The 20,791-nt window shown below is 69.1% G+C and carries 16 protein-coding genes and 1 pseudogene; 8 read left to right on the top strand and 9 right to left on the bottom strand.

Going from position 1 to position 20,791, the window contains the following annotated elements:
- Positions 1-866, bottom strand: a pseudogene (locus HCC78_RS33540) (IS110 family transposase); the annotation flags it as partial.
- A gap of 718 nt (positions 867-1,584) precedes the next feature.
- Between HCC78_RS33540 and HCC78_RS03890 the strand changes: the two are divergent.
- On the top strand, positions 1,585-4,077 hold the full coding sequence (locus HCC78_RS03890; RefSeq protein WP_172327423.1) for a carbohydrate-binding protein: 2,493 nt from the start codon (positions 1,585-1,587) through the stop codon (positions 4,075-4,077).
- On the top strand, positions 4,074-6,293 hold the full coding sequence (locus HCC78_RS03885) for a trehalase family glycosidase (RefSeq protein WP_172327422.1): 2,220 nt from the start codon (positions 4,074-4,076) through the stop codon (positions 6,291-6,293). Before HCC78_RS03890 ends, HCC78_RS03885 begins: the two co-directional genes overlap by 4 nt.
- A gap of 3 nt (positions 6,294-6,296) precedes the next feature.
- On the opposite strand, the gene HCC78_RS03880 is transcribed toward HCC78_RS03885, so the two are convergent.
- Genes HCC78_RS03880 through HCC78_RS03845 form a run of 8 tightly spaced genes read right to left on the bottom strand, consistent with a single transcriptional unit; the run spans position 6,297 to position 13,243 of the window.
- Positions 6,297-6,836 (bottom strand): cysteine hydrolase family protein, encoded by a 540-nt coding sequence (locus HCC78_RS03880; protein WP_172327421.1) that lies wholly within the window; start codon positions 6,834-6,836, stop codon positions 6,297-6,299.
- The gene (locus tag HCC78_RS03875) at positions 6,833-7,846 is read right to left on the bottom strand and encodes an ABC transporter ATP-binding protein (protein ID WP_172327420.1); all 1,014 of its coding nucleotides are present in this window, start codon (positions 7,844-7,846) and stop codon (positions 6,833-6,835) included. Before HCC78_RS03875 ends, HCC78_RS03880 begins: the two co-directional genes overlap by 4 nt.
- Positions 7,846-8,631: an ABC transporter permease gene (locus tag HCC78_RS03870; protein WP_172327419.1), complete on the bottom strand. Its 786-nt coding sequence runs from the start codon at positions 8,629-8,631 to the stop codon at positions 7,846-7,848. The genes HCC78_RS03875 and HCC78_RS03870 overlap by 1 nt, the downstream gene beginning before the upstream one ends.
- Positions 8,628-9,491 (bottom strand): ABC transporter permease, encoded by an 864-nt coding sequence (locus HCC78_RS03865; protein ID WP_172327418.1) that lies wholly within the window; start codon positions 9,489-9,491, stop codon positions 8,628-8,630. Before HCC78_RS03865 ends, HCC78_RS03870 begins: the two co-directional genes overlap by 4 nt.
- Before the next feature lie 37 nt (positions 9,492-9,528).
- Complete coding sequence (locus HCC78_RS03860) at positions 9,529-10,566, bottom strand: PotD/PotF family extracellular solute-binding protein (protein ID WP_172327417.1); 1,038 nt, start codon at positions 10,564-10,566, stop codon at positions 9,529-9,531.
- A 57-nt stretch (positions 10,567-10,623) separates the two neighbouring features.
- Positions 10,624-11,532 (bottom strand): PfkB family carbohydrate kinase, encoded by a 909-nt coding sequence (locus tag HCC78_RS03855; protein ID WP_172327416.1) that lies wholly within the window; start codon positions 11,530-11,532, stop codon positions 10,624-10,626.
- On the bottom strand, positions 11,532-12,530 hold the full coding sequence (locus HCC78_RS03850; protein WP_172327415.1) for an ADP-ribosylglycohydrolase family protein: 999 nt from the start codon (positions 12,528-12,530) through the stop codon (positions 11,532-11,534). The genes HCC78_RS03855 and HCC78_RS03850 overlap by 1 nt, the downstream gene beginning before the upstream one ends.
- 2 nt (positions 12,531-12,532) lie before the next feature.
- Complete coding sequence (locus HCC78_RS03845) at positions 12,533-13,243, bottom strand: GntR family transcriptional regulator (RefSeq protein WP_172327414.1); 711 nt, start codon at positions 13,241-13,243, stop codon at positions 12,533-12,535.
- A 618-nt stretch (positions 13,244-13,861) separates the two neighbouring features.
- On the opposite strand from HCC78_RS03845, the gene HCC78_RS03840 reads away from it, so the two are divergent.
- Genes HCC78_RS03840 through HCC78_RS03815 form a run of 6 tightly spaced genes read left to right on the top strand, consistent with a single transcriptional unit; the run spans position 13,862 to position 20,789 of the window.
- Positions 13,862-15,079 (top strand): PP2C family protein-serine/threonine phosphatase, encoded by a 1,218-nt coding sequence (locus HCC78_RS03840; protein ID WP_172327413.1) that lies wholly within the window; start codon positions 13,862-13,864, stop codon positions 15,077-15,079.
- Complete coding sequence (locus tag HCC78_RS03835) at positions 15,076-15,423, top strand: STAS domain-containing protein (RefSeq protein WP_172327412.1); 348 nt, start codon at positions 15,076-15,078, stop codon at positions 15,421-15,423. The genes HCC78_RS03840 and HCC78_RS03835 overlap by 4 nt, the downstream gene beginning before the upstream one ends.
- Positions 15,423-15,839: an ATP-binding protein gene (locus tag HCC78_RS03830; protein WP_172327411.1), complete on the top strand. Its 417-nt coding sequence runs from the start codon at positions 15,423-15,425 to the stop codon at positions 15,837-15,839. The genes HCC78_RS03835 and HCC78_RS03830 overlap by 1 nt, the downstream gene beginning before the upstream one ends.
- Complete coding sequence (locus HCC78_RS03825; RefSeq protein WP_172327410.1) at positions 15,836-17,989, top strand: ATP-binding protein; 2,154 nt, start codon at positions 15,836-15,838, stop codon at positions 17,987-17,989. Before HCC78_RS03830 ends, HCC78_RS03825 begins: the two co-directional genes overlap by 4 nt.
- Positions 17,986-19,644, top strand: coding sequence for a DUF3131 domain-containing protein (locus tag HCC78_RS03820; RefSeq protein WP_172327409.1), 1,659 nt, complete (start codon positions 17,986-17,988; stop codon positions 19,642-19,644). The genes HCC78_RS03825 and HCC78_RS03820 overlap by 4 nt, the downstream gene beginning before the upstream one ends.
- Positions 19,641-20,789, top strand: a complete 1,149-nt coding sequence (locus tag HCC78_RS03815) for an acyltransferase (protein WP_172327408.1) — start codon at positions 19,641-19,643, stop codon at positions 20,787-20,789. The genes HCC78_RS03820 and HCC78_RS03815 overlap by 4 nt, the downstream gene beginning before the upstream one ends.
- The last annotated feature ends 2 nt before the right edge of the window (positions 20,790-20,791 follow it).

The following is a 20,791-nucleotide window of genomic DNA, read 5'->3' as shown; positions in this document are numbered from 1 at the left end:
GGCCATCAGCTGCCGCGGATTGCCGAAGCGGCGGAAGTCGCCGACCTCGGCCACGACGGTGACGGCGACGATGAAGGCGACACCGCGCATGGCCTGGACCGCGTCCACCACGGGCGCCAGGTCCCAGTCCGGCAGCAGCTCGGCGATCTGCCCGGTCAGCCGCTCGACCCGTGCCTCGGCGTCTGTCACGGCATGAATGCTCGTCGGGCGATCCGTCCCCCGGAAGGATCGCTGATCCTCTTCGCTCCTGCAGCACGATCTGCTGCGCAGGATGGTCGAACCGGACGGTCGTCAGCCAGCGGCGATAAGCCTTTGTCCAGCCCGTCCTGGCCTCAAATCCTCCCCCGGAGGATTTGCCGCTGGCGCGGACCGGCCCGAACTCCCGGATAGATGCGGCCATGGCGCAAGAGGAAGCCCTGCAGATGCTGACGCGCCTTGCTCGTGACGCGCATGGCCGTGGCCCGCGCCCGGACCAGGTCCCGCATCGCCTCGTGCGCCGCATCCGGGACCCAGACCGCGGTCAGCTCTCCCGCCCGGTGCAGCTTTGCCAGCATGACGGCGTCGCGCCGGTCCGTCTTCACGCGGTCTCCAGCTTTCACGGGGATCAGGGACGGTGCCACGACCGTGCAGTCGTGCCCCATCTCAGTCAGTTGGCGGTGCAGACCATAGCCGCAGGGTCCGGCTTCATAGCAGAAATGAAGATGCCGACCTTCGCCGCCCAGCTTCGCGGCCAGCTTGCGGATCGTCTCTGCCCGGTTCGGGATCGTGCCCCAGTGGCGGACCTCGCCGCCCCGTTCTCCCGCCGCCACGGCCACCGAAATCGTCGCCTTGTGGACATCCAGCCCGATGAACATGCTATCCTGCATCTGGTCTCTCCCCCATTCCTGAGTCTCGGCGCCGGGTCATCCGGGGCAACCCTCGCATGCAGAATGCCGCGGGAGAGACCGCCGACCTAGTCACCGTGCAGAGCGATCATGGGGTCTATAGGCCACGTTGGCCCCGGCGGTTGGCCGGGACCATCATGGAGCTGAGCTGCGCGCCATGGAGACTGATCGCAACGGCTACGGGATTGGATTTGTGCGTGTCCACGCGGATTGCCGATGACGATGTCGCCCAGGTCCGCCGTCCGCCCGAGGTGCTCCCGGGCAGTGCGCGAAGAGAGCAGGACTGCGACGGCACGCGACCGACAGGCTCCCACGAAGTGGCATCTCGTCCGCCGCCGGGGAAGCTTGGTGGCCGACACGTCAACGCAATGGCATGCAGCCGATCGCAAGTTGGGTCAGGCCATCAAGCTGCGGTACCACACTCGTCGGCATGCCAGTCCGGCGACCGAACGGCTTGGGAGCACGGCACCCTTGCGGACAAGGACCATGACGGCGCCGGTGCGTATTCCGGACCGTGCCATCTCGGCCTCCCGTTGCGGCAGATCGGCCGGAAACTGTCCCCGGCGGTCAGGACCGGCCGCCTTTCGGACGGCTTGGCGTGCCGGAATCTTGTTTGTGTGCAAACTAGAAGCTGACAGAGGGGCACTCCGGCACTAGAACGGACGGGCACCGTCCCGACATCCGCAGCGAGGCAAGCCCCATGTCCGATCCGATGCCGCCCGGCGGCACGCGCCTCGACGCCTACTGGTTCTGGTCCGGCCTGCCGAAGGAATCCGAAATGCGCCGCCAGCTGGCGGATTTCCGGGGCCGGGGTTTCGGGCGCATCTACATCCAGGCGCGGCTGTCCATGCCGCGCGACCTCTACCTGTCGGAGCCCCATATCGCCGCCTATGCGCGCGCGGTGGCGATCATGTCGGAACTGGGGCTGAAGGCGGGGCTCTATGACGACTATGCCTGGACCAGCGGCCAGGCCGGCGGGCGCACCGTCGCGGGTGCGGACCACCTGCGAGAGCGGCACCTGTTCTGGGCCTCGTCGGAAGGGCAGTCGGCCGCGGTGACGGGGATAGGGGCGACGCTGGCCGCAAGCCTCGGCCAGGCGGCGCGCGACTGGATCCACGAAGGCGGCACGCCGCGCTTCGGCGGCTGGGAGATTGCCGGGGCGGCGATGCGCCTGCCCGACGGCAGCCTGCAGGACGTGACCGGCGGGGTGCGCCTCGCTGACGGGGGGGCGGACGGGATGGAGGCGCTGCTGGAGGCGCCGCTGCCTCCGGGCGCGCGCTGGACCGTCTTTGCCGCCGCGCAGGCGGTGAATTCGCGGATCGTCAACTATCTCATGCCCGAAGCGGGCGCGCGTTTCGTCGAGGTCGGGCTGGAACCGCTGGCGGCGGTCCTGGGGCCGCTGATGCCGGGCACGCTTGACCGGGTGTTCTTCGACCAGCCGGCCCCGGGCCTCTACGACTGGGACGGGCGGCACGGCAATCTGCTGAACAGCCTGCCCTGGAGCAGCGGTCTCCGCGACGCGATCGCCGCCCGCGGGCCGGTCGCGCTGCAGCTGGCCGCGCTGCTGGAGGAGTGCGGTCCCGGCACCGGCGCGACCCGCAGCTTCGTCTACCGGACGGTGGCGCAGCTGATGCAGGACGGCTTCCTCGGCGCGCTCAGGCACTTCTGCGACCGGCGGGGACTGGACCTCTCGGGCCACGAGATCCTGCCCCATGTCGGCAGCTTCGCGCTGAACGGCGGCTTCCGCAGCATCGATCCGCGGGTATCGCTCGCCACGGATTTCTTCGGCACGGACCGGTTCCGCGACGTGACGGCGGTCGATGCCAACAACCTGGTGCCGCAGCTCGCGCCGCTCCTGGGGCGCAGCGTGGCGCAGGCGGCCGACCGCAAGGGATGCGAGGTGGAACTCTACATTACCTCCGAACGCAGCGAGGCGCGCGCCGCCGGGCAGTGGGACATGACGCCGGCGGCGCTCAGGGCGCAGCTGATCCGGCTGCACATGCTGGGGGCCTCGCGGGTGATCCTGCATGCTCTGTTTGCCGATGCAGGCGATGCCCGGCCCGAGCCGCTGGCCAACATGCGTTTCGATTTCGCCCCGGGCTACAACCTGCAGCCCTGGTGGCCGGTCATGGACGAGATGGCGCGCGAGGCGGCTGGGCTGGCGGAATTCCTGGAGGCCGCCGCGCCGGTCCGGCAGGTGCTGGTCCTCTATCCGCTGGAGACTGCGCTGCGCGAGGGGCCGCGCCATGCCCATGCGGCGGCGTTCGGGGCCTGGTGCGAAGCGCTGGCGGAGGCCGGGCAGCCGCCGCGGATCATCGACGAGGCCGGGCTGGCGCAGATCCGGGAGGGCTCCCTCGACGGCGTCGCGGTTGCGGCGCTGGTCCTGCCGCATGTCACGGCGCTCGCCGATCCCGGCAGCGCGGGGCGGATCGCGGCGCTGGAGACCGCGGGCGTGCCGGTGTTCCGCGGCGGCCCCGACGGGGCGGATCTGGCGCCGCTTCTCGCGGGGGCGCCGGAGGTTGCGCCGCATCCGGGCCTGCGATGGCTGTGCGCCGGACGCGATGGCGAAGGCTGGTGGCGGGCCGTCCTCTTCAATGACGGCGAGGCGGAAATCGCGGCGACCCTGCGGCTCGGCACCGGGGTCCTCTGCCGCCACGACGGGAACGAAACTCCGGCAGCCGGGGAGGTGCAGCTGCGGCTGGTGCCGCAGGGACTGGCCTGCCTGCGCCTTCGGGAGGCTGCTCCGGCCGTTGCGCAGGCCGAGCTTGGCACGGAGGCGTCCCTCCAGCCGCTCGCCGAACTGGCGGCAGGGTGGACGCTTCAGACTGGCGGCGCTGCCCGTCCGGTCCGGGTAGACCGCGGCTGGGAGGAGCAGGGCGATTCGGACTGGTCCGGCACCGGGCGCTACCAGACCGAATTCGTGCTGGAGCGTCCGGCAAGCCTGGTGCTGGATCTGCCCGGGCTGGCCTGCGCAGCCTCGGTGAGGCTCGACGGGACGGCCTGCCGCACGGTCTGGCATCCGCCTTTCCGCCTGCGGCTCGGCCCGGTCGCGGCCGGGTTCCACCGGCTGGACATCGACGTGTCGAATACCGGCGCCAACCGCTTCCATGCGGGCACGCCTTTCGGCGGCGGCCGGCCCGAGCCATCTGGCCTGACCTGTCCGCCGCTTCTGTACGAGGAGACGCTGCCATGACCCTGACGACGACCCTGCCGCCCGAGGTCCAGTGGTTCACCTGGTCGGAACGCCCGGCCGAGGCGGTGTTCCGTCCGCTGGGGATCCGGGTGACGCCGCTGCTCTACTCGACGCGGGCGCGGAAAGTGTCCCGTATCGAGCCGCGGCACGACCCGGTGCGGCTGGGGCCGCATGCGCTGACGGCCTGCCGCGCCGAGCTGGAGACCGAGCTTGCCGGGACGCGGCTGGCGCTTTCGCTCGATCCCGCGGGACCGTTCGTGCAGCGCGGCGGCTGGGAGCGCCGCGTGGCCGGCGAATGGGGCGCGCGGTTCTGGCTGGCGCTGGCCGTGTCGGCGGAACAGGCGGACGAGCTGCGCTTCGACCCGGGGGCGCAGGCGGTCCTGATCCGCTGCGGCAGCCGCTGGACGGCACTCGTCACGCGGGACCCGGCGATTGCCGTCTCGGGGCATGACAGCCTGGACGCGCTGGCCGCGGATCTGGAGGAGAACGGCTATTTCAGCATCGCCACCCGGGCCGAAGCGGCCCCGGTGCTGGGCCTGCGCTTCAATCTCGACATGATGGCTTCGGGCGGCTGGTGCGCGGCGGTGGCCGATGCGCCCGGGCTGGCGCTGGAGCAGGCGCGGGCTGGGCTGGCTGCCGCGCCGGGGGAGATGCCGGTGCTGCAGCAGGGCGCCGGTGCAGGAGAGCTCGATGCGGTGCGCGACGTGCTGGGCTGGAACACGGTCTGGGACGCGGCCAACCGCCGCCGCTACACGACGGTGTCGCGGGTGTGGAACCTCGGCGATTACGCGGTCTTCGCCAATGACCAGGCCTATGCCGCGCTGCTGGCGGCGCCGCTCGACCCAGCTCTGGCGCGGGAGAACCTTGCGATTGCGCTCGGCATTGCCACGCCGCAGGGGAACCTGGCGGCGCTGGTCTCGTCGCATGACGCCTGGACCGACCGCAGCCAGCCGCCGCTTGGCGGCCTGATCGCCTGGATGATCTACCTGCGCAGCGGCGACCGGGCGGGGCTGTCGGCGCAGCTTGGGACGCTCCTGCGCAGCCAGCGCTGGTGGCGGACGGCGCGCGATCCGGGCGGCTCCGGGCTGATGTCCTGCGGCAGTTCCGATGTCGGCACGGCGCTCTACAAGGGCACGCATTTCGCCGCCCGGAACGAGACCGGCATGGACAATTCCGCCACCCATGACGAGGCGGTGCTGGATCCGGCGACCGGCTGCTTCTCGACCTGGGATCTGGGGCTGAACTGCGCCGTGGCGCTGGATGCCGAGATGCTCGGGCTGATCGCGGCAGAACTGGGCGAGTCGGAAACCGCGGCGGAGATGGCGGCGCTGGCGGAGACGCATCGCGCGCTGATCCGGGAACAGCTCTGGGATCCGGCGCGTAGGATCTTTGCCAACCGCCACCATTCGGGCGGCTTCGTGAAGGCGCTGGCGCCGACGGCCTTCTACCCGCTGCTGTGCGGGGCGGCGGATGCGGATCAGGCGGCGGCGCTGCTGGCGCATATGGAGGATCCGCAGCTTTTCGGCGCGCCCTTCCCGCTGCCCAATTCGGCGCGCGGCGAGGCGGCCTATGGCGAGAATGTCTATTGGCGCGGGCGGATCTGGCCGAACGTCAGCTACCTCGTCTGGCTGGGGCTGAAGCGTGCGGGCGAGGACGCGGCGGCGGCGCGGCTGGCGGCGCGCAGCCGGGCGATGTTCATGGCCAGCTGGCAGGACCGGGTGGCAGGCGAGAATTTCAATGCCGAGACCGGCGCGGCGCTCGACCAGGGCGATGCCGATCCGTTTTACACCTGGGCGGCGCTCCTGCCGCTGATCGGGGCGGAGGAGATCTGCGGGATCTCGCCCTGGCATGGCTGGGTGCTGTCGAACGGGCCGGATGCCGTTCTGGGGCCGCTGGAAACGCCGGTCGGCCCGGCAACCGTCCGGCGCGAGGCGGGCTGGCTGAACCTGGAACGGGGAGGAAAGACGCTGCTGCGCACCGACCATCCGGGCGAGCTGCGGAGGCTGCGGATCGGCGAGGGACATGTGGGATGCGAACTCGCACCCTCCGCCGCGGCGTCCCGGATCGAGCTTCCGGGCGTTCCCGCGTCGCGGCTGGTGCAGGTCCGTTGCGGCGGCGAGGTGCTGGCGGCGGAACCCGGCGCGGAGCTGGCCGTCACCCTGCCGTCCTCGGCGGAACGGCGGCGGCTCGGCATCTGGCTGCTGCCGGAGGGCTGAGGGTCAGCCCGCCCGCCGGGCCAGTTCGGCCGCGGTGTCGGTCAGGACCAGCATCGGCGCGCGGTCCCGCATTACGGTCAGCGCCGCCTCGTGCAGCGCCGGGGTTCCCGCAGCGCAGGCATCGGCGACGAGGCGGACATGCCTGCCGTCATCGACTGCCTCGACCGCGGTGCCCAGCACGCAGCAATCGGTGGCCACGCCGCAGATCACAAGCCCAGCGTTGCCGGGCAGGTGCGGCGCGGCCTCGCGCCACTTGGCGAAGCGCTGGCTGGTCACGCTCCTGCGGCCCTGCCAGCGGGGATCGAGTTCCCATAGGCCGGCACGGCCCGGATCGACGGCGAAGGGCCAGCGGTCGTAATAGGGCCGCCAGGCTCCCTGCGGCTCGGCGGGCGGCTGGAAGCGGGTGAAGAGCACCTGCTCGCCATAGGCTTCCACAAGCCTGCCGGTTTGTCCGGCCACTGCGTCATAGCCGGGCGTGCACCAGGGGCTGTCCGGATGGCCGAAGCCCGGCTGCATGTCGACGACCAGCAGCCAGTCCGTCATGCCGGGACCGCCAGCGTGTCGGCCGGATCCCAGGCCAGCCAGACATCGCCGCCACCGGGCAGTTCGGGGATGTCGCGGTCGCGGGCGACGAGCTTCCACTGCTGGCCTGCCACCTCGACGAGGCAGGTCGCCATCGCCCCGGCGAAGACGCGCTGCTGCAGCCGGCCCTTGACCGCGTTCCGCCCGTCCGCGGGCGCCTCGGCGGAGATCGACAGCATCTCGGGGCGGGTGGCGAAGCGGCGGCCCGCCGCCGTGACGGGCAGGGACAGCCCGGCCAGCGCGGCCTCCGGCAGCCAGTTCGCCTCGCCGAGGAATCCGGCGGCAAAGGCATCGACGGGGCGGTCGTAGACCTCGCGCGGCGGGCCCGCCTGGACGATGCGGCCGTCCTTCAGGATGCCGATCCGATCCGACAGCGTCAGCGCCTCTTCCTGGTCATGGGTGACGAAGATCGTGGTGATGCCGATCTCGCGCTGGATGCGCTTCAGCTCGATCTGCATGTCGACCCTGAGCGTCTTGTCGAGCGCCGAGAGCGGCTCGTCGAGAAGGAGCACGCGGGGATTGGTGACGATGGCGCGGGCGAGCGCGACGCGCTGGCGCTGCCCGCCCGAGAGCTGCGAGGGCTTGCGGTTGGCCATGGCGCCGAGCTGGACAAGCTCCAGCGCCTCGGCGATGCGCCGCTTCTCCTCGGCCGCGGGGACCTTGCGGACGCGCAGGCCGAAGCCCACGTTGTCGGCGACCGACATGTTGGGGAAGAGCGCGTAGTTCTGGAACATCATGCCGATGTCGCGCTTCTCGACCGGCACGGTCTCGACATTCTGCTCGCCGATGCGGATCGTGCCCGCTTCGGGGAAGTAGAACCCGGCGATGGTGCGCAGGAGCGTCGTCTTGCCCGAGCCGGAGGGGCCGAGAAGGGCGAAGAACCCGCCATCCTCGAAGGTGATCGACACGTCGTCCAGCGCGGTGGCCTGGCCGAATTTCTTGGTGACGTTGGCTACGTCGACGCGGGACATCAGCGGGACCCTCCGAATTTGGAAAAGCGGGCGGCGAGGAACATGACCGCCATGGAGACGGTGACGATGATGGTGGAGATCGCGTTGATCTCCGGGGTGAAGCCCTTGCGGATCGCGGTGTAGATCAGCACCGGCAGGGTGCTGTCGCCAGGCTCGGACAGGAAGTAGCTGACCACGAACTGGTCGAAGCTGACCGCGAAGGCGAAGAGCGCGCCCGCGACGATCCCCGGGGCGATCCAGGGCAGGGTGACGCGGCTGAGCACGGTCCAGGCATTGGCGCCCATCGAGCGCGCGGCCTCCTCCAGCGTGACGTCGAAGCTGGATAGCCGCGCCGAGACGGTGACGATCACGTAGGGCAGCGCCAGCGCGACATGGCCGATGAGCACGGCAGGCGTGCCGCGGCCGATGCCGATGGCGAAGAAGAAGACCAGCATCGCCGTGCCGGTGATCAGCCACGGGATCGCGATCGGCGGGAACAGCAGCACCTGCAGGATGCGCTTGCCGGGGAAGTCGTAGCGGAAGAGCGCGACCGAGGCGGCGGTGCCCAGCACGGTGGCGATCGCGGTGGTGGCGCAGGCGATCAGGACGGACCGGATGGCGGCCGCGATGATCTGCTGGTTCCCGGCCATCTTGGCGTACCAGTCGGTCGAGAACTGGAAGGGCAGCTGGTAGAAGGGCGAGGCGTTGAAGGACATCGCCGCCATCACGAGGATCGGCGCGTAGAGGAAGACCAGGATCAGCGCGAGCCAGATCTTGCCGATGAGCACGAGCGGGGAGCGGGTCATGTCTGCGCCCTTTTCAGCACGGGGCTCGCGGCGGCCAGGATCACGATGACCACGGCGAGCAGGATGAAGGACAGCGCCGCGCCGAGCGGCCAGTTGTAGACGGCGACGAACTGGTCCTCGATCACGGTGCCGTAATAGGTGCCCATGCGGCCGCCGAGGATGCGCGGCTCCATGAAGGACCCGACCACCGGGACGAAGACCAGCACCGCGCCCGCCAGCAGGCCGGGCAGCGACAGGGGCAGCAGGATGCGGCGCAGGATGGTCAGCTTCGAGGCGCCCATCGAGCGGGCCGCGTCGATCAGGTCGTCATCGACCGCCTGCAGCGCCAGGTACGAGGTCAGGATCACGTAGGGCAGGTAGCTGTGCACCAGCCCGATCACCACCGCGTCGGTGGTGAACATCAGGTTCAGCCGCACGTCGAAGGGCAGCACCCAGTTGATCGCGCGTTCCAGCACGCCGTTGCCCCTGAGCACGATCGCCCAGGAGAAGATGCGCACCAGCGAGTTTGACCAGAAGGGCAGGATGACCATCAGGAACAGCGCCTCGCGCGCCCGGCCCTTGATCGACTTGGCCAGCACCAGCGCGCAGGGATAGCCGATCAGGATGCAGAACAGCGTGACGGTGACGGCGAGCTTCAGCGATTTCGCCATCAGCGTCCCGTAGGTCGGGTTCGACAGGAACTCCGCGTAGTTTCCCAGCGTGACGCCCCAATCCGGGGCGTCCTGGGGCATGTCGGTCAGGAAGCTGAAGAACAGCATGGCCGAGAGCGGCAGGAAGACCGCGACCATGAGCCAGAGATAGGCCGGGGAGAGCAGCGTGTAGAGCCGCCTGCGCTCCGCCGGGGTGACGAGGTCTGCCATGCCGGGCCTCCCTTTCCGTGCGTTGCCTGTGCCGGGGTTACTGGGCCGCCTTCAGCGCCTGCCAGATTTCCAGGTATTTCTGCCGGGTTCCGTCATCGACCGGGGTCTGGAACTGGACGCGTGCGGCCACCTCCGGATCGCCAAGGACGCGGCGGTTGAAGGCGGTCTCGTCCAGCGCTGCGGCGGCTTCGGCATTGGCCGAGGCGGGCGCGCCCTCGGCATCCCATTTGACGTAGAATTCCGGGTCGATCATCCAGTCGATGAACTGCGCGGCGGCCTCCTTGTGTTCGGAGGTGGCCGGGATTGCCAGGCTGTCGAGCCAGCCGATGGCGCCTTCCTTCGGCACGACGAATTCCACCGGCAGCCCCATCGCGGCGGAGCGCGCCGCCGAGCCCGACCAGTAGGTCGCCACGTCGAATTCGCCCGCTGCCATGAACTGGTTCCAGTCGTTCTCGCTGCCCCAGAAGGTGCGGACCTGCGGCATCAGCGCCTCGAGCTTGGCCTGCACGGCATCGAGGTCCTGGATGTCGTTGATGCCCTGGCCGGTCGCCAGCGCGCCGATCTGCATCGCCTCGACGGCGTCGTCGCGGATCGAGACGCGGCCGGCATGGGCCGGGTCCCACAGCACTTCCAGAGTGCCGGGCGCCGGGTCGAAGACCTGGGTATTCACGGCAAAGGAGGTCACGCCCCAGGTCCACGGCACGCCGTAGACCTCGCCGCCCTCGGTCACCAGGTCGCTCTGCGCGAACTCGGCGGGGATGCCGGCATAGTTCTCCAGCGCGGAGGTGTCGACCGGCGCCAGCAGGCCCTCTTCGGTGGCCTGCGGGTTGTAGATCGCGTTCACCAGGACGACGTCATAGGCGCCGGGATTGGTGCGCAGCTTGGTCAGCATCTCCTGCTCGGAGTTGAAGTATTCATGCACGACCGTGTTGCCGGTGGCCTCTTCGAAGGCCTTGAGCGACCAGTCCAGGTCGGTGCCGTAGCCCTGCCAGTTCAGGACGCGGATCTCGTCGGCCAGCGCGCCGGAGGCGGCCAGCGCCGCAGCCGAGAGGGAAAGAAGGAAGGCGGATTTCATGATGGTCTCCTTGTCGGAATGTCCCGGGGCCTTGGCGGCCCGCTCGTTGGTCTCGTGTCAGCCGGGCATCAGGCCCAGCACCTCGTCGCGGGCCGGCGGCGTCGCCGGGCCCTCGCGCGTCGTGGAAAGCGCGGCCGCGACATTGGCGTAGCGTGCCGCAGCAAGCGGATCGCCGGTGCGGTCGAACTCGGCGATGAAGCTGCCGATATGGCAGTCGCCCGCGCCGTTGGTGTCGAGCGGCGCGACCGGCTGGCCGGGAATGGGGCGGAGCGTTCCGGCGGCGGCCAGCAGGCAGCCATCGGCGCCGCGGCGCACCACTGCGCCTTCGCGGCCCTCCGCCAGCGCAGGCGCGGCGGCCTCCGGGTCCCGCAGCCCGGTCAGCACGGCGGCCTCGGCGGCATTGGCGCTAATCCAGTCGGCGCGTGCCATGACGGGCGCCAGCAGGGTCTCCGGCAGTTCTGCCGCGACCGGCGAGGGGTCGAAGAGCAGGCGGATGCCCTGCGGCAGGCGGGCAAGCCAGTCGGCAAGCGCGTCGCGGGCATTCGCGTAATGCAGCGAATAGCCCGAAACCATCACCCAGGAGACGCCCGCAAGGTCGATGGCGGCCAGCGCCCCGGCCGCGATCTCGCCCTCGGCGCCGGGAAATCCGACGAAGCTGCGCTCGCCGTCCGGTTCCAGCAGGACGGTGCAGCAGCCCTGGTCATGGTCCGCGACCGGCGGGCGTGCGCAGGCGATGCCGAGCACGGCTAGCTGCGCCGCGATCACCGAGGCCATCGGGCCGGTGCCGAGCGACCCGCCGAGGCGCGCCTCCATCCCCGCGGCGCGGGCCGCGGCCAGCGCGTTGAAACCGCCGCCGGGACAGGCCGAGAAGCCGGTCACCACCGCCTCTTCGCCGCGGCGGGGCAGGGCGCGGACCTTGTAGACGAGGTCCAGCACCGGGCCGGTCATCTGCAGCAGCGCGCCCATCAGGCCTGCACCTCCGCCCGTGCGCGCAGAGCCAGGAGGCCCCCGGCGATCTCTTCCAGGGGCAGGTCGTTGGCGGCGCGGACCCGGGCGACGGCGGCCTCGGGCAGGGTGCCGCCTGTGGCGCCGCCGATGGCGCCGGCGATCGCGCCGATCGTGTCGGTGTCGTCGCCGATATTGGCCGCGGCCAGCAGCGCCTGCCACAGGTCGTCCCCGGCCAGCCGCAGCAGGCCGAAGGCGCAGGCGACGCTTTCCCGGCTGGCCACCGAGGTGCCGATGCCCGCGACCAGAGCGTCCTCGCGGCCGGCTTCCGCCAGGTCCAGCGCCGCAGCGATGCGTCCGGCCATGTCGGGCTCGCCGGTGGCGCCGCCCATGGTCTGGCCCAGCCGCGCGGCCGCCAGCGCAGGATCGAGCGCCTCCTCGAAACTCATGCCCGCAACGCCGCAGCTCACCGCCATGGCGACGGCCGACGCGGCGGCGATGGCTTCGCCGGTATTGTGGGTCACCCGGCAGGTGCGGGCGACATTCCGGCAGATCAGCGCCGGATCGGGCGGAGTCATGATGCCGACGGGCGCGATCCGCATCGCCGCGCCGTTGGTGGTGCCGCCCTTGCCGGTCTCTTCCGGCGATGCCCCTGCCAGCAGCGCGTCGATGGCGCGGCGCGAGGAGGGGCCCAGAAGGTCCGAAAGCCCCTTGGCGCGGATCTCCGCCTCCCAGTCCAGCAGGTCCTGCGCCCAGCCGCGGTCGTCGAAGCCCTCGGGGTCGGCGATCAGCCGCCGTGCCAGCAGCAGCGCCTGCTCGGTATCGTCGGTGACCTGTGCGGCCTCCAGGCCATGCGAGACCGGATGCCCCTCGAACGGCGCCGCGAAATCGGCGATGCGGCCGTAGCGGGCGCGGATCGTCTCGCGCGGCAGGGTCTGGGCCGGCATGCCGAGCGCGTCGCCGGTGGCCAGTCCGGTCAGGGCGGCAAGCGCGCGGGCATGGGGGGAGGTGTCGGTCATCTTCAGAATTCCACGTGCAGGCCGAAGACCGCCGGATCGAGCAGGCTTTCGACATATTCGACGATGCCGCCATCGGCATCGCGGGTGAGGCGGCGCAGCCGCAGCATCGGCTCCCCCGCGCGGCGGCCCATCACGGCCGCATCTTCCGCCCCGAGCGACAGCAGGACATTGGCGCGTTCCTCGCCCGAAGCCGGGACCAGGCCGCGCGCAGCCAGCGTCCGGTTGAGCGAGCCCTGCTCCAGCCCTGCTTCCAGCACCGGCGTGAAATCCGCGCGCCAGGGCACGCGGGCGCGCTCGAGTGTCAGGCCCTGTCCGGTCTCCTCGCGGAAACGCAGCCGGTCCACGGCCAGGACGTCGGCGCCCGCGGGCATCTGCGGCAGCTCCAGATCCATGGCGATGCGCGAGATGCGCAGGATGCGCGCGCCCAGGCGCGCCTCGCCGCCCGAGAGCGCGACGCTCCATCCGGGGCCGCCGTCGATCACGGCACCGCCATAGGTGACGAAGGATCCGAGCCCGACCTTGGTCCGGATGAGACCTTTTTCCGCAAGTAAACTCAGTCCCTTGCGGATTGTTGCGCGGGACACGGAAAAGCGGGCCACGAGGGCGCTCTCGCTCGACAGCGCGGCGCCGTCATGCAGCGCCCCCGAGCGGATCTCGGCCTCGAGCAGCCTCGCGATGCGTTCCGACTTGGTTTCTGCGGCGGGTGGGGGCATGTCGTCTCCTGTCCTGCACCTATAACGTACAGGTGCATACATGTGGTCAAACAGGTTCTGCGGATTCTCTCGAATCCGGGCCCCTCGGGGGAGAACATGCACATAAAATGTGCAGTTTTGGCGGCTGTGGCCCGCGCAGGCGTCCGGACATTCGGCGAACACGGGATTTGGCGGAGGCGGGACCCGAGGTCCGTGGCGGCGGGAGCCGAATGCAGGGCGGGGCACGGGCGTCTGCCGCCAGTTTCCGGGCCGTCTCGCAGAATCGGAATCAAGCCGCATGCCGTTGGGGCAGGCCTGGCCTTCGCTTCGGACCCCGCGTCCCGGCGCTTTCGCTACCGCGGCGCGATTGTTCCGGAATTGGAATAAAACCGGAAGGAGAAATCCTTTGCGACATTAGCGCCCAAGCCGCCGTTGCGATTTCGATGTTTCAGATGGCCAAACCATCGAATTGAAGCAAAAAACCCCGCAAACCCGGTCAGATAGCGGAAACTGTATCGGCCCCGTCCGCGAAAAATCATTTTGAGTCACGGCCCTGTCAGAATATAAATAAAATGGAAACAATCGTTAAGATCTCTTGCTGATACGGCTTTTGAGTTTTGGGGGATCAGGTGGTGACACATGTACGAGTATCCAGCCGAGTCCCGGCCTGAGTTCGATTCAGCGCCGCTGAAAGTCGTCGTTGCGGATGATGACGCGGTGCAGCGGGCGTATATCTCGGCAATTCTCAGGAAGCTCGGGCACGAGCCGCACGAGGCGCTGGACGGCTGCCAGGCGCTGGAGCTGCTCCGCAGGATTTCCGCCAAGATCCTGGTCTGCGACCTCGATATGCCCGGTCTCAACGGCTACGAACTGGCCCGCCAGATCCGCGAGGAACCCGGCGACGGCTATGTCCACATCCTCATGGTCACCGGCCAGAACCAGCGGCTGCAGCGCGAGCGCGCGCTGGAGGCCGGGGTCGACGACTTCATGGGAAAGCCGGTCGACACGGCCAGCCTGACCGCGCGGATCCGCTCCGCCGACCGCCTGCTGCGCCACGAACAGCTGCTGCTACAGCGCAGCGCGGTGCTGGCGCGGGCGAAGGAGCGGATCGAGGACGACCTGCGCGCCGCCGCCGATGCGCAGCGCCGTCTGCTGCCCCCGGCCCACAAGGACGTCGCGGGCTGCAAGTTCCATTCCGCTTTCAAGCCGTCCAACATCCTGTCGGGCGACATGTTCGGCTACTACCGCATCTGCGAGGGGTTCACCGCCTTCTACGCGATCGACGTCGCCGGGCACGGGGTGCATGCCTCGCTGATGTCCGTGGCGCTGGGGCACTTGCTGACCTCCGAGCTGTTCCGGGCGCATTCCTTCGATGGTGCCGGACATCCCGATCCCGCCGCCTTGGTCAGCGTCCTGAGCGACCGGTTCTACCGCGAGGACGGCACCGAGTACTTCACCATGTTCTGCGGGATGATCGAGCATGGCGCGGACCGGCTGCACTACTGCCAGGCGGGGTATCCCTCGCCCTACATGCTGACGCGCGGCGGCTCGGTGCGCCAGGTGGGCACGGGCGGCTTTCCGGTCGCGCTGCTGGCGGGCGTGCCCTTCGAGACCTCCGTCACCTCCTTTGCCGCGGACGAGTTCCTCGTGCTGTGTTCGGACGGCGCCATGGAGGCGGAGAACCGCTTCGGCGAGCCCTTCGACGAGATGCGGGTGAAGGCGGCCCTCGCAGAGGCCGCTGCCGCGCCCGAGACCATTCCCGACGGCGTCGTGTCCGCGCTGGAGCGCTGGCGCGGCGGCCGCACGCTGGATGACGACCTCACCGTTCTTGTCTGTGAAAGGACACCGAAACAATGATCAAGACCCGCCTGCATGACGAATATGGCATCTGCGTCGTGAATCCGGCCGTCGAGCGGCTCACGGCGGCGAACGCGACGGCGTTCAAGGAAGAGGTGCTCGCGCTGATCGACCAGAAGCAGGACAAGCTGGTGATCGACCTGTCCGACGTGTCCTTCCTCGATTCCTCGGGGATCGGCGCGATGGTTGGCCTGCTCAAGCGCCTGGGCAACCGCGGCGAGATCGTCGTCTGCAGCCTGTCCAGCGGCGTGCAGCAGATGTTCAAGATCACCCGCATGGACCGCGTCTTCAGCTCGTACAGCGACGCCAATGCCGCGATCGCAGCGATAAAGGAACGCGTGTGATGGCAATCGTCCTGGAAATGTCCGCGAAGCTGGAGGAAATTGACCAGCTCGTCGTGACCCTGAAGGCTTCGCTGGAAGGAGCCGTTTCCGAGGACAAGCTTTCGGCGATGGAAATCGCCGTGACCGAAGCGCTGGCGAATGCCGTGAACCACGGGAGTTCGGCCGAGCGGGGCGAGAAGATCCGCGTGTCCGCGGCGATCAGCGAGGACGGCGTCCGCGTCGAGATCGTCGATGCAGGCGAGCAGATGCCGGCGGATCTCTACGACGACGTGGCCGAGCTCGACGAGGTTGACCTGATGGCCGAGAGCGGCCGCGGCCTGCCGCTGATCCGGTTCTGCAGCGACGATCTGGTCTACGAGCCGAGCGAAGGCCGCAACCGGCTGGAACTGCTGTTCCGGAGGGAAGCACCGGCATGATCGAGGACGGTCCGCACTATTCCATCCTGGTCATCGCGCTGGTCATGGCCGTGGTGGTCCTGGCCATCCAGACGGTTTGGCAGCGGCGGCGCAGCCGGGCGCTGGCGACGGTGACGCGCCACCTGCGCGAGGCGCAGCGCATCGCGCGGATCGGCACCGTGCGCTGGGACTTCCGGCGCGACGTGGTCGACTGGTCCGACGAATATGCGCGGCTGCTCGCGCTGGAGCCGGGCGGCCGGATGACCGGCGCGGAGTTCCAGGGCATGCTGCTGCCCGAATACGAGGCCAGCGTGGTCGAGAGCGAGCGGATCGCGCTGGAGACCTCGCGGCGCACCGGAAAATACGCCCGGCGCGAGATCTTCTACAAGGTGCGGGCGCGGGACGGCCGGGTGCTGCAGATCGAGGCGCTGTCCGAACTCCTTGCCGACGAGAACGGCAATCCGGTCCGGATGGTCTCCACCGTGCGGGACATCTCCGAGCATGTCGAGCGCGAGCAGGCGCTGCAGGAGGCGGTCGAAGCTGCCGAGAAGGCGAATGCTGCCAAGAGCGAGTTCCTTGCGGTGATCAGCCACGAGCTGCGCACGCCGATGAACGGCGTGCTCGGCATGCTGGGCGCGCTCGAGGACAGCGGCCTGGCGCCGCAGCAGCTCGAACGGCTGCGCGTGGCGCGCTCCAGCGCGAATTCGCTGCTGGTGATCCTGAACGACATTCTCGACGCCTCGAAGATCGAGGCAGGCAAGCTCGAGTGCAATCCCGAGCCGTTCGAGCTCCAGTCGGTCGTGCGCAGCGTCATCCATCTCAATGCGGTGCGGGCGCAGGAAAAGGGCATCCTGCTCGACAGCCATGTCGACGAGGACGTCCCGCCGTGGCTGCTTGCGGATTCCGGCCGGGTGCGCCAGGTGCTGGCGAACCTCGTCAGCAACGCCGTCAAGTTCACCGCCCGCGGCAGCGTCATGCTGACCGTCGAGCGGCTGGAGCCGGGCGAGGGCGAGGGCGAGGAGCTGCGGCTGAGATTCTGCGTGACCGATACCGGCACCGGCATTCCCGAGCAGCACCAGGCGAAGGTGTTCGGACGGTTCGAGCAGCTCGGCGCCTCCTATTCGCACCGCTTCGGCGGCACCGGGCTCGGGCTGGCGATCAGCCTGCAGCTCGCAGAACTGATGGGCGGCACCATGTCCTTCCGCAGCAAGGAGGGCGCCGGCTCGTCCTTCTGGATGGACCTCCCCCTGTCCGCCGCCGAACCCGTCGTCAAGGAACAGGCAGAGGAAATCGCGATCGACCTGCCGCGGATGCGGATCCTCGTCGTCGAGGACAACAGCACCAACCAGCTGGTGGCCCGCATCAAGCTGGAGCGGCTGGGGCAGAAGTCCGACATGGTTCTGAACGGGGCCGAGGCGGTGGAGGCGGTGCAGAAATACAGCTACGACCTGATCTTCATGGACCTGTCCATGCCGGTCATGGACGGGACCTCTGCCACCCGCGCGATCCGCGCCCTGGGCGGCGAAATTGCCGATATCCCGATCATCGCCGTGACCGCCCATGCCTCGCAGGACCTGCACGACTCCTTCCTGGCGGACGGGTTCGACGACGTTCTGTGCAAGCCCGTCATCCTGTTCGAAGTGGCCCAGATGCTCCACAAGTGGAAGGGCTATGCCGAGGCGCGCGCCGGCGGGCGGGAGATCGAGACCACGGTCTTCGAGCCCAGCCAGCCGGCGGCGGTGCCGGACGAAGCGGCGGCCGCCGGCGATGGCAGCTTCCCCGAGGCCGCGCGGCTTCGCGGGCGGATCTCGGAGCTGACCGAAGATTTCGGCGCGGATGTCGTGCCGACCATGCTGACTGCCGCGGTGTCGGATTTCGACCGGCATCTCGGCATTCTCGAGGCGGACGTGCCCGACGCCGGAACCGAGGCGCCCAGCGAAATCCGCCGCCGCGCGCTGCATTCGATGGTCGGCATCGCCGGAACGCTGGGTTGCGAAGACCTTGCTGCGCGCTGCCGCCGACTGGAAGACCTCTCCGATGCCCGCAGGGACGCCCCGTCGGAACTGGCGGACGTGACCGGCGATATCCGGCTGTTCCGCAACGAGCTGCTCGGGCTGCTCGGCGCGGAGAGCCAAACCCCTAGTTTAGTACCTTCCGGAGCAATGGCATGAGTACCAGCCGTTTCCATCTTTCCGCCCTGGCCCTTTCGACCGCCTTCGCCCTCGGCATCGGGCCGGAGCCTGCCCTGTCCCAGCAAAGCCCCGGCCAGACGGTTCCGCCCGCCTCGGCCGGAACGCTCGGCTTTTCCGAGCTGCTGCCGCCGCGCGAGCAGGAGGGCGTCACCGCCTATTTCGGGCGGCATGGCGAGCTGACGCCGCGCGAGATGGAGATGGCCCGCACCGCCTGGAGCTATTTCGAGAAATACTACCAGCCGGAGACCGGGCTGGTGAACGCGGTCGGCTCCTATCCGTCGACCACGCTCTGGGACACCGCGTCCTACATCAGCGGGCTGGTCTCGGCGCATGAGCTGGGCATCGTCGACAAGCGCGAGTTCGACACCCGCGCGACCAGGCTGCTGCGCACGCTGCGCAATCTCGACCTGTTCCGCGGCGAGGCGCCGAACAAGGTCTACAACACCAAGACCGGCGCCAAGGTGAACTACGCCAACCAGCCGGGCGAAGTGGGCTTCTCGGTGCTCGACATGGGCCGGATGCTGGTCTGGCTGCGCATCCTCAAGGAACACTATCCCTATCTCGCCAACAGCGTGGACAACGTTCCGCTGCGCTGGAACTACTGCAACATCGTGCAGGATGACGGCCGCCTCTTCGGCTCCATCGTCCGCGGCAACGGCGAGACCAGCTACGTGCAGGAGGGCCGGCTGGGCTACGAGGAATATGCCGCCAAGGGCTTCGCGCTCTGGGGGTTCAACGTCGCCGAGGCGATGAATCCCGCGCCGCTCGACTACACCGAGATCTACGATGTCATGGTGCCCTATGACGGCCGCGATCCGCGGGTGTTCCACAACCAGAACTACGTTCTGACCGAAAGCTACCTGCTCGACGGGCTGGAGCTGGGATGGGACCTGCCGGTCAATGACCGCGACGGGCCGGGCGTCGCCTCGCAGGGCTGGCGGGCCGAATTCGCCCACCGGATCTTCCTGGTGCAGCAGCGCCGCTTCGAGGCGACCGGCGTCATCACCGCGCGCTCCGAGCACCAGGTCGAGGGCAAGCCGTACTTCGTCTACGACTCGATCTTCGCCGACGGCTATCCCTGGAACACGCTCGATCCCAGCGACGTCTACCAGCCCGACCGGGCCGCGGTGGCCTCGAAGGCCGCGATCGGCATGTGGGCGCTGTGGGACGTGCCCTATACCGACCTGCTGTTCGAGACCGTCGCCGATCTCTCGCAGGAGGACGGCGGCTTCTACGAGGGCCTCTACGAGAACGGCAACGGCTACATCCCGCTGCAGACGGCGAACAACAACGGCATCATCCTCGCCGCGCTGCTCTACAAGGCCGAGGGCCCGATCCTGAAGTTCCTCAACGAGAACACGAGCTACTGGGACATGGCCTATACCGGCACCGACGTGCGCGCCAACAAGTGCATGCCGCAGCCGATGCTGGTGGAGGCCCCCTGCTGCGCCTGCGGAGACCTGCCGGAACTGCAGCCCGCCGTGCCGTGGGAGGAATTCCGCTACTGCCGCCCGCTCCAGCGCGAAACCGGCATCTCGGCGACGGACTGCCGCCCCGAGGAACAGAGCTTCGCCGCCCCCGCGCCGCGCATCGTCCTTCCGCAGCAGTGCCGCGCACCCTGGGGGCAGCCATGAACGCCGGATCAAGCCGTCTCGTCTGGTTCGACGCCAACCGCGTCTGCGCCGCCATCGGCGTCGTGCTTATCCACACCACGACGGATTTCGCCGGGCGCCCGTTTCCGGACGTGACGCCGGGCGAGCGCTTCGTGCCGGTCTTCCTGCGCTCGGTCGCGGAATTCTCGGGCTCGGAGATGTTCTTCTTCTTCTCGCTCTTCCTGATGGCGATGCGGGTCGACCGCACGCGTCCGACCTACCGCTCGGCCATCGCCACCCAGGCGGAGCGCCTGCTGGTGCCCTTCGCCTTCTGGACGGTGTTCTACGCCTTCTTCCGCATCCTGAAGGCCGATGTCTTCGGCTACGGGCCGCAATACCTGGACAGCCTCGCCGAGGCGAAGACCTGGGTGTCCTACTTCCTGCTTGGCCGGTCGCAGTACCACATGCATTTCCTGCCGACGCTCTTCGCCATCTTCCTGTTCTTCCCGGTGATGCGGATCGCCATGCGCTATCCGGTGCTCGGCATCATGCTGTTCGCCACGCTGGGGGCGATGGATCACGTGCAGCGCTATTTCTGGACGCTGGACATCGACCCGCTGACCCGCGCCTACCTGGTCCGGATCACCAAGGTCTGGGGCTATGTCGGCTACGGCCTGGCGGCCTTCGCGCTCTATTCGCTGTGGCGCGACGGGCTGCCGAGGGGGGAGTCCAAGCTGATCCGGCGGGGCGCCTTCTACTTCGCCTCGATGGCCTATATCGCCACCATGCCCTATCTCGGCACGGCGCTGTTCGAGGGCCGCTGGGGCGTGCGCACCGGCTGGGACTATTTCGGCCACTTCCTCATGCCGCTCTTCATGTTCTGCATCTTCATGGGCGGACAGTTCCTCGACTGGTCGCCGCGCTGGAGCAAGGCCGCCGCCTACACGTTCGGCGTCTACCTGGTGCACCCGATCTTCGTCGATCTCTATGACGTGGCGGTCTTCACGACCGGCCTGTCGAAGCTGATGTCGCCGACGATCCTCGTCCTGCTGCGCATCGCGGTGGTGCTGCCCGCAGCCTTCGGCTGCGCCGTCCTTCTGCAGCGGACGCGGCCGCTGGCCTGGACCATCGGACTGGGTCCGGCGCCATGGAAATGGCGCGAACTGCAAGCGGCGGGAAAGGGCTGAGA

Source organism: Mangrovicoccus sp. HB161399 (assembly GCF_013184745.1).
In the GTDB taxonomy this organism is placed as follows: Bacteria; Pseudomonadota; Alphaproteobacteria; order Rhodobacterales; family Rhodobacteraceae; genus Mangrovicoccus.
Note: the sequence above shows the minus strand (reverse complement) of the source record. Positions and strands in the feature narration are given on the sequence as shown.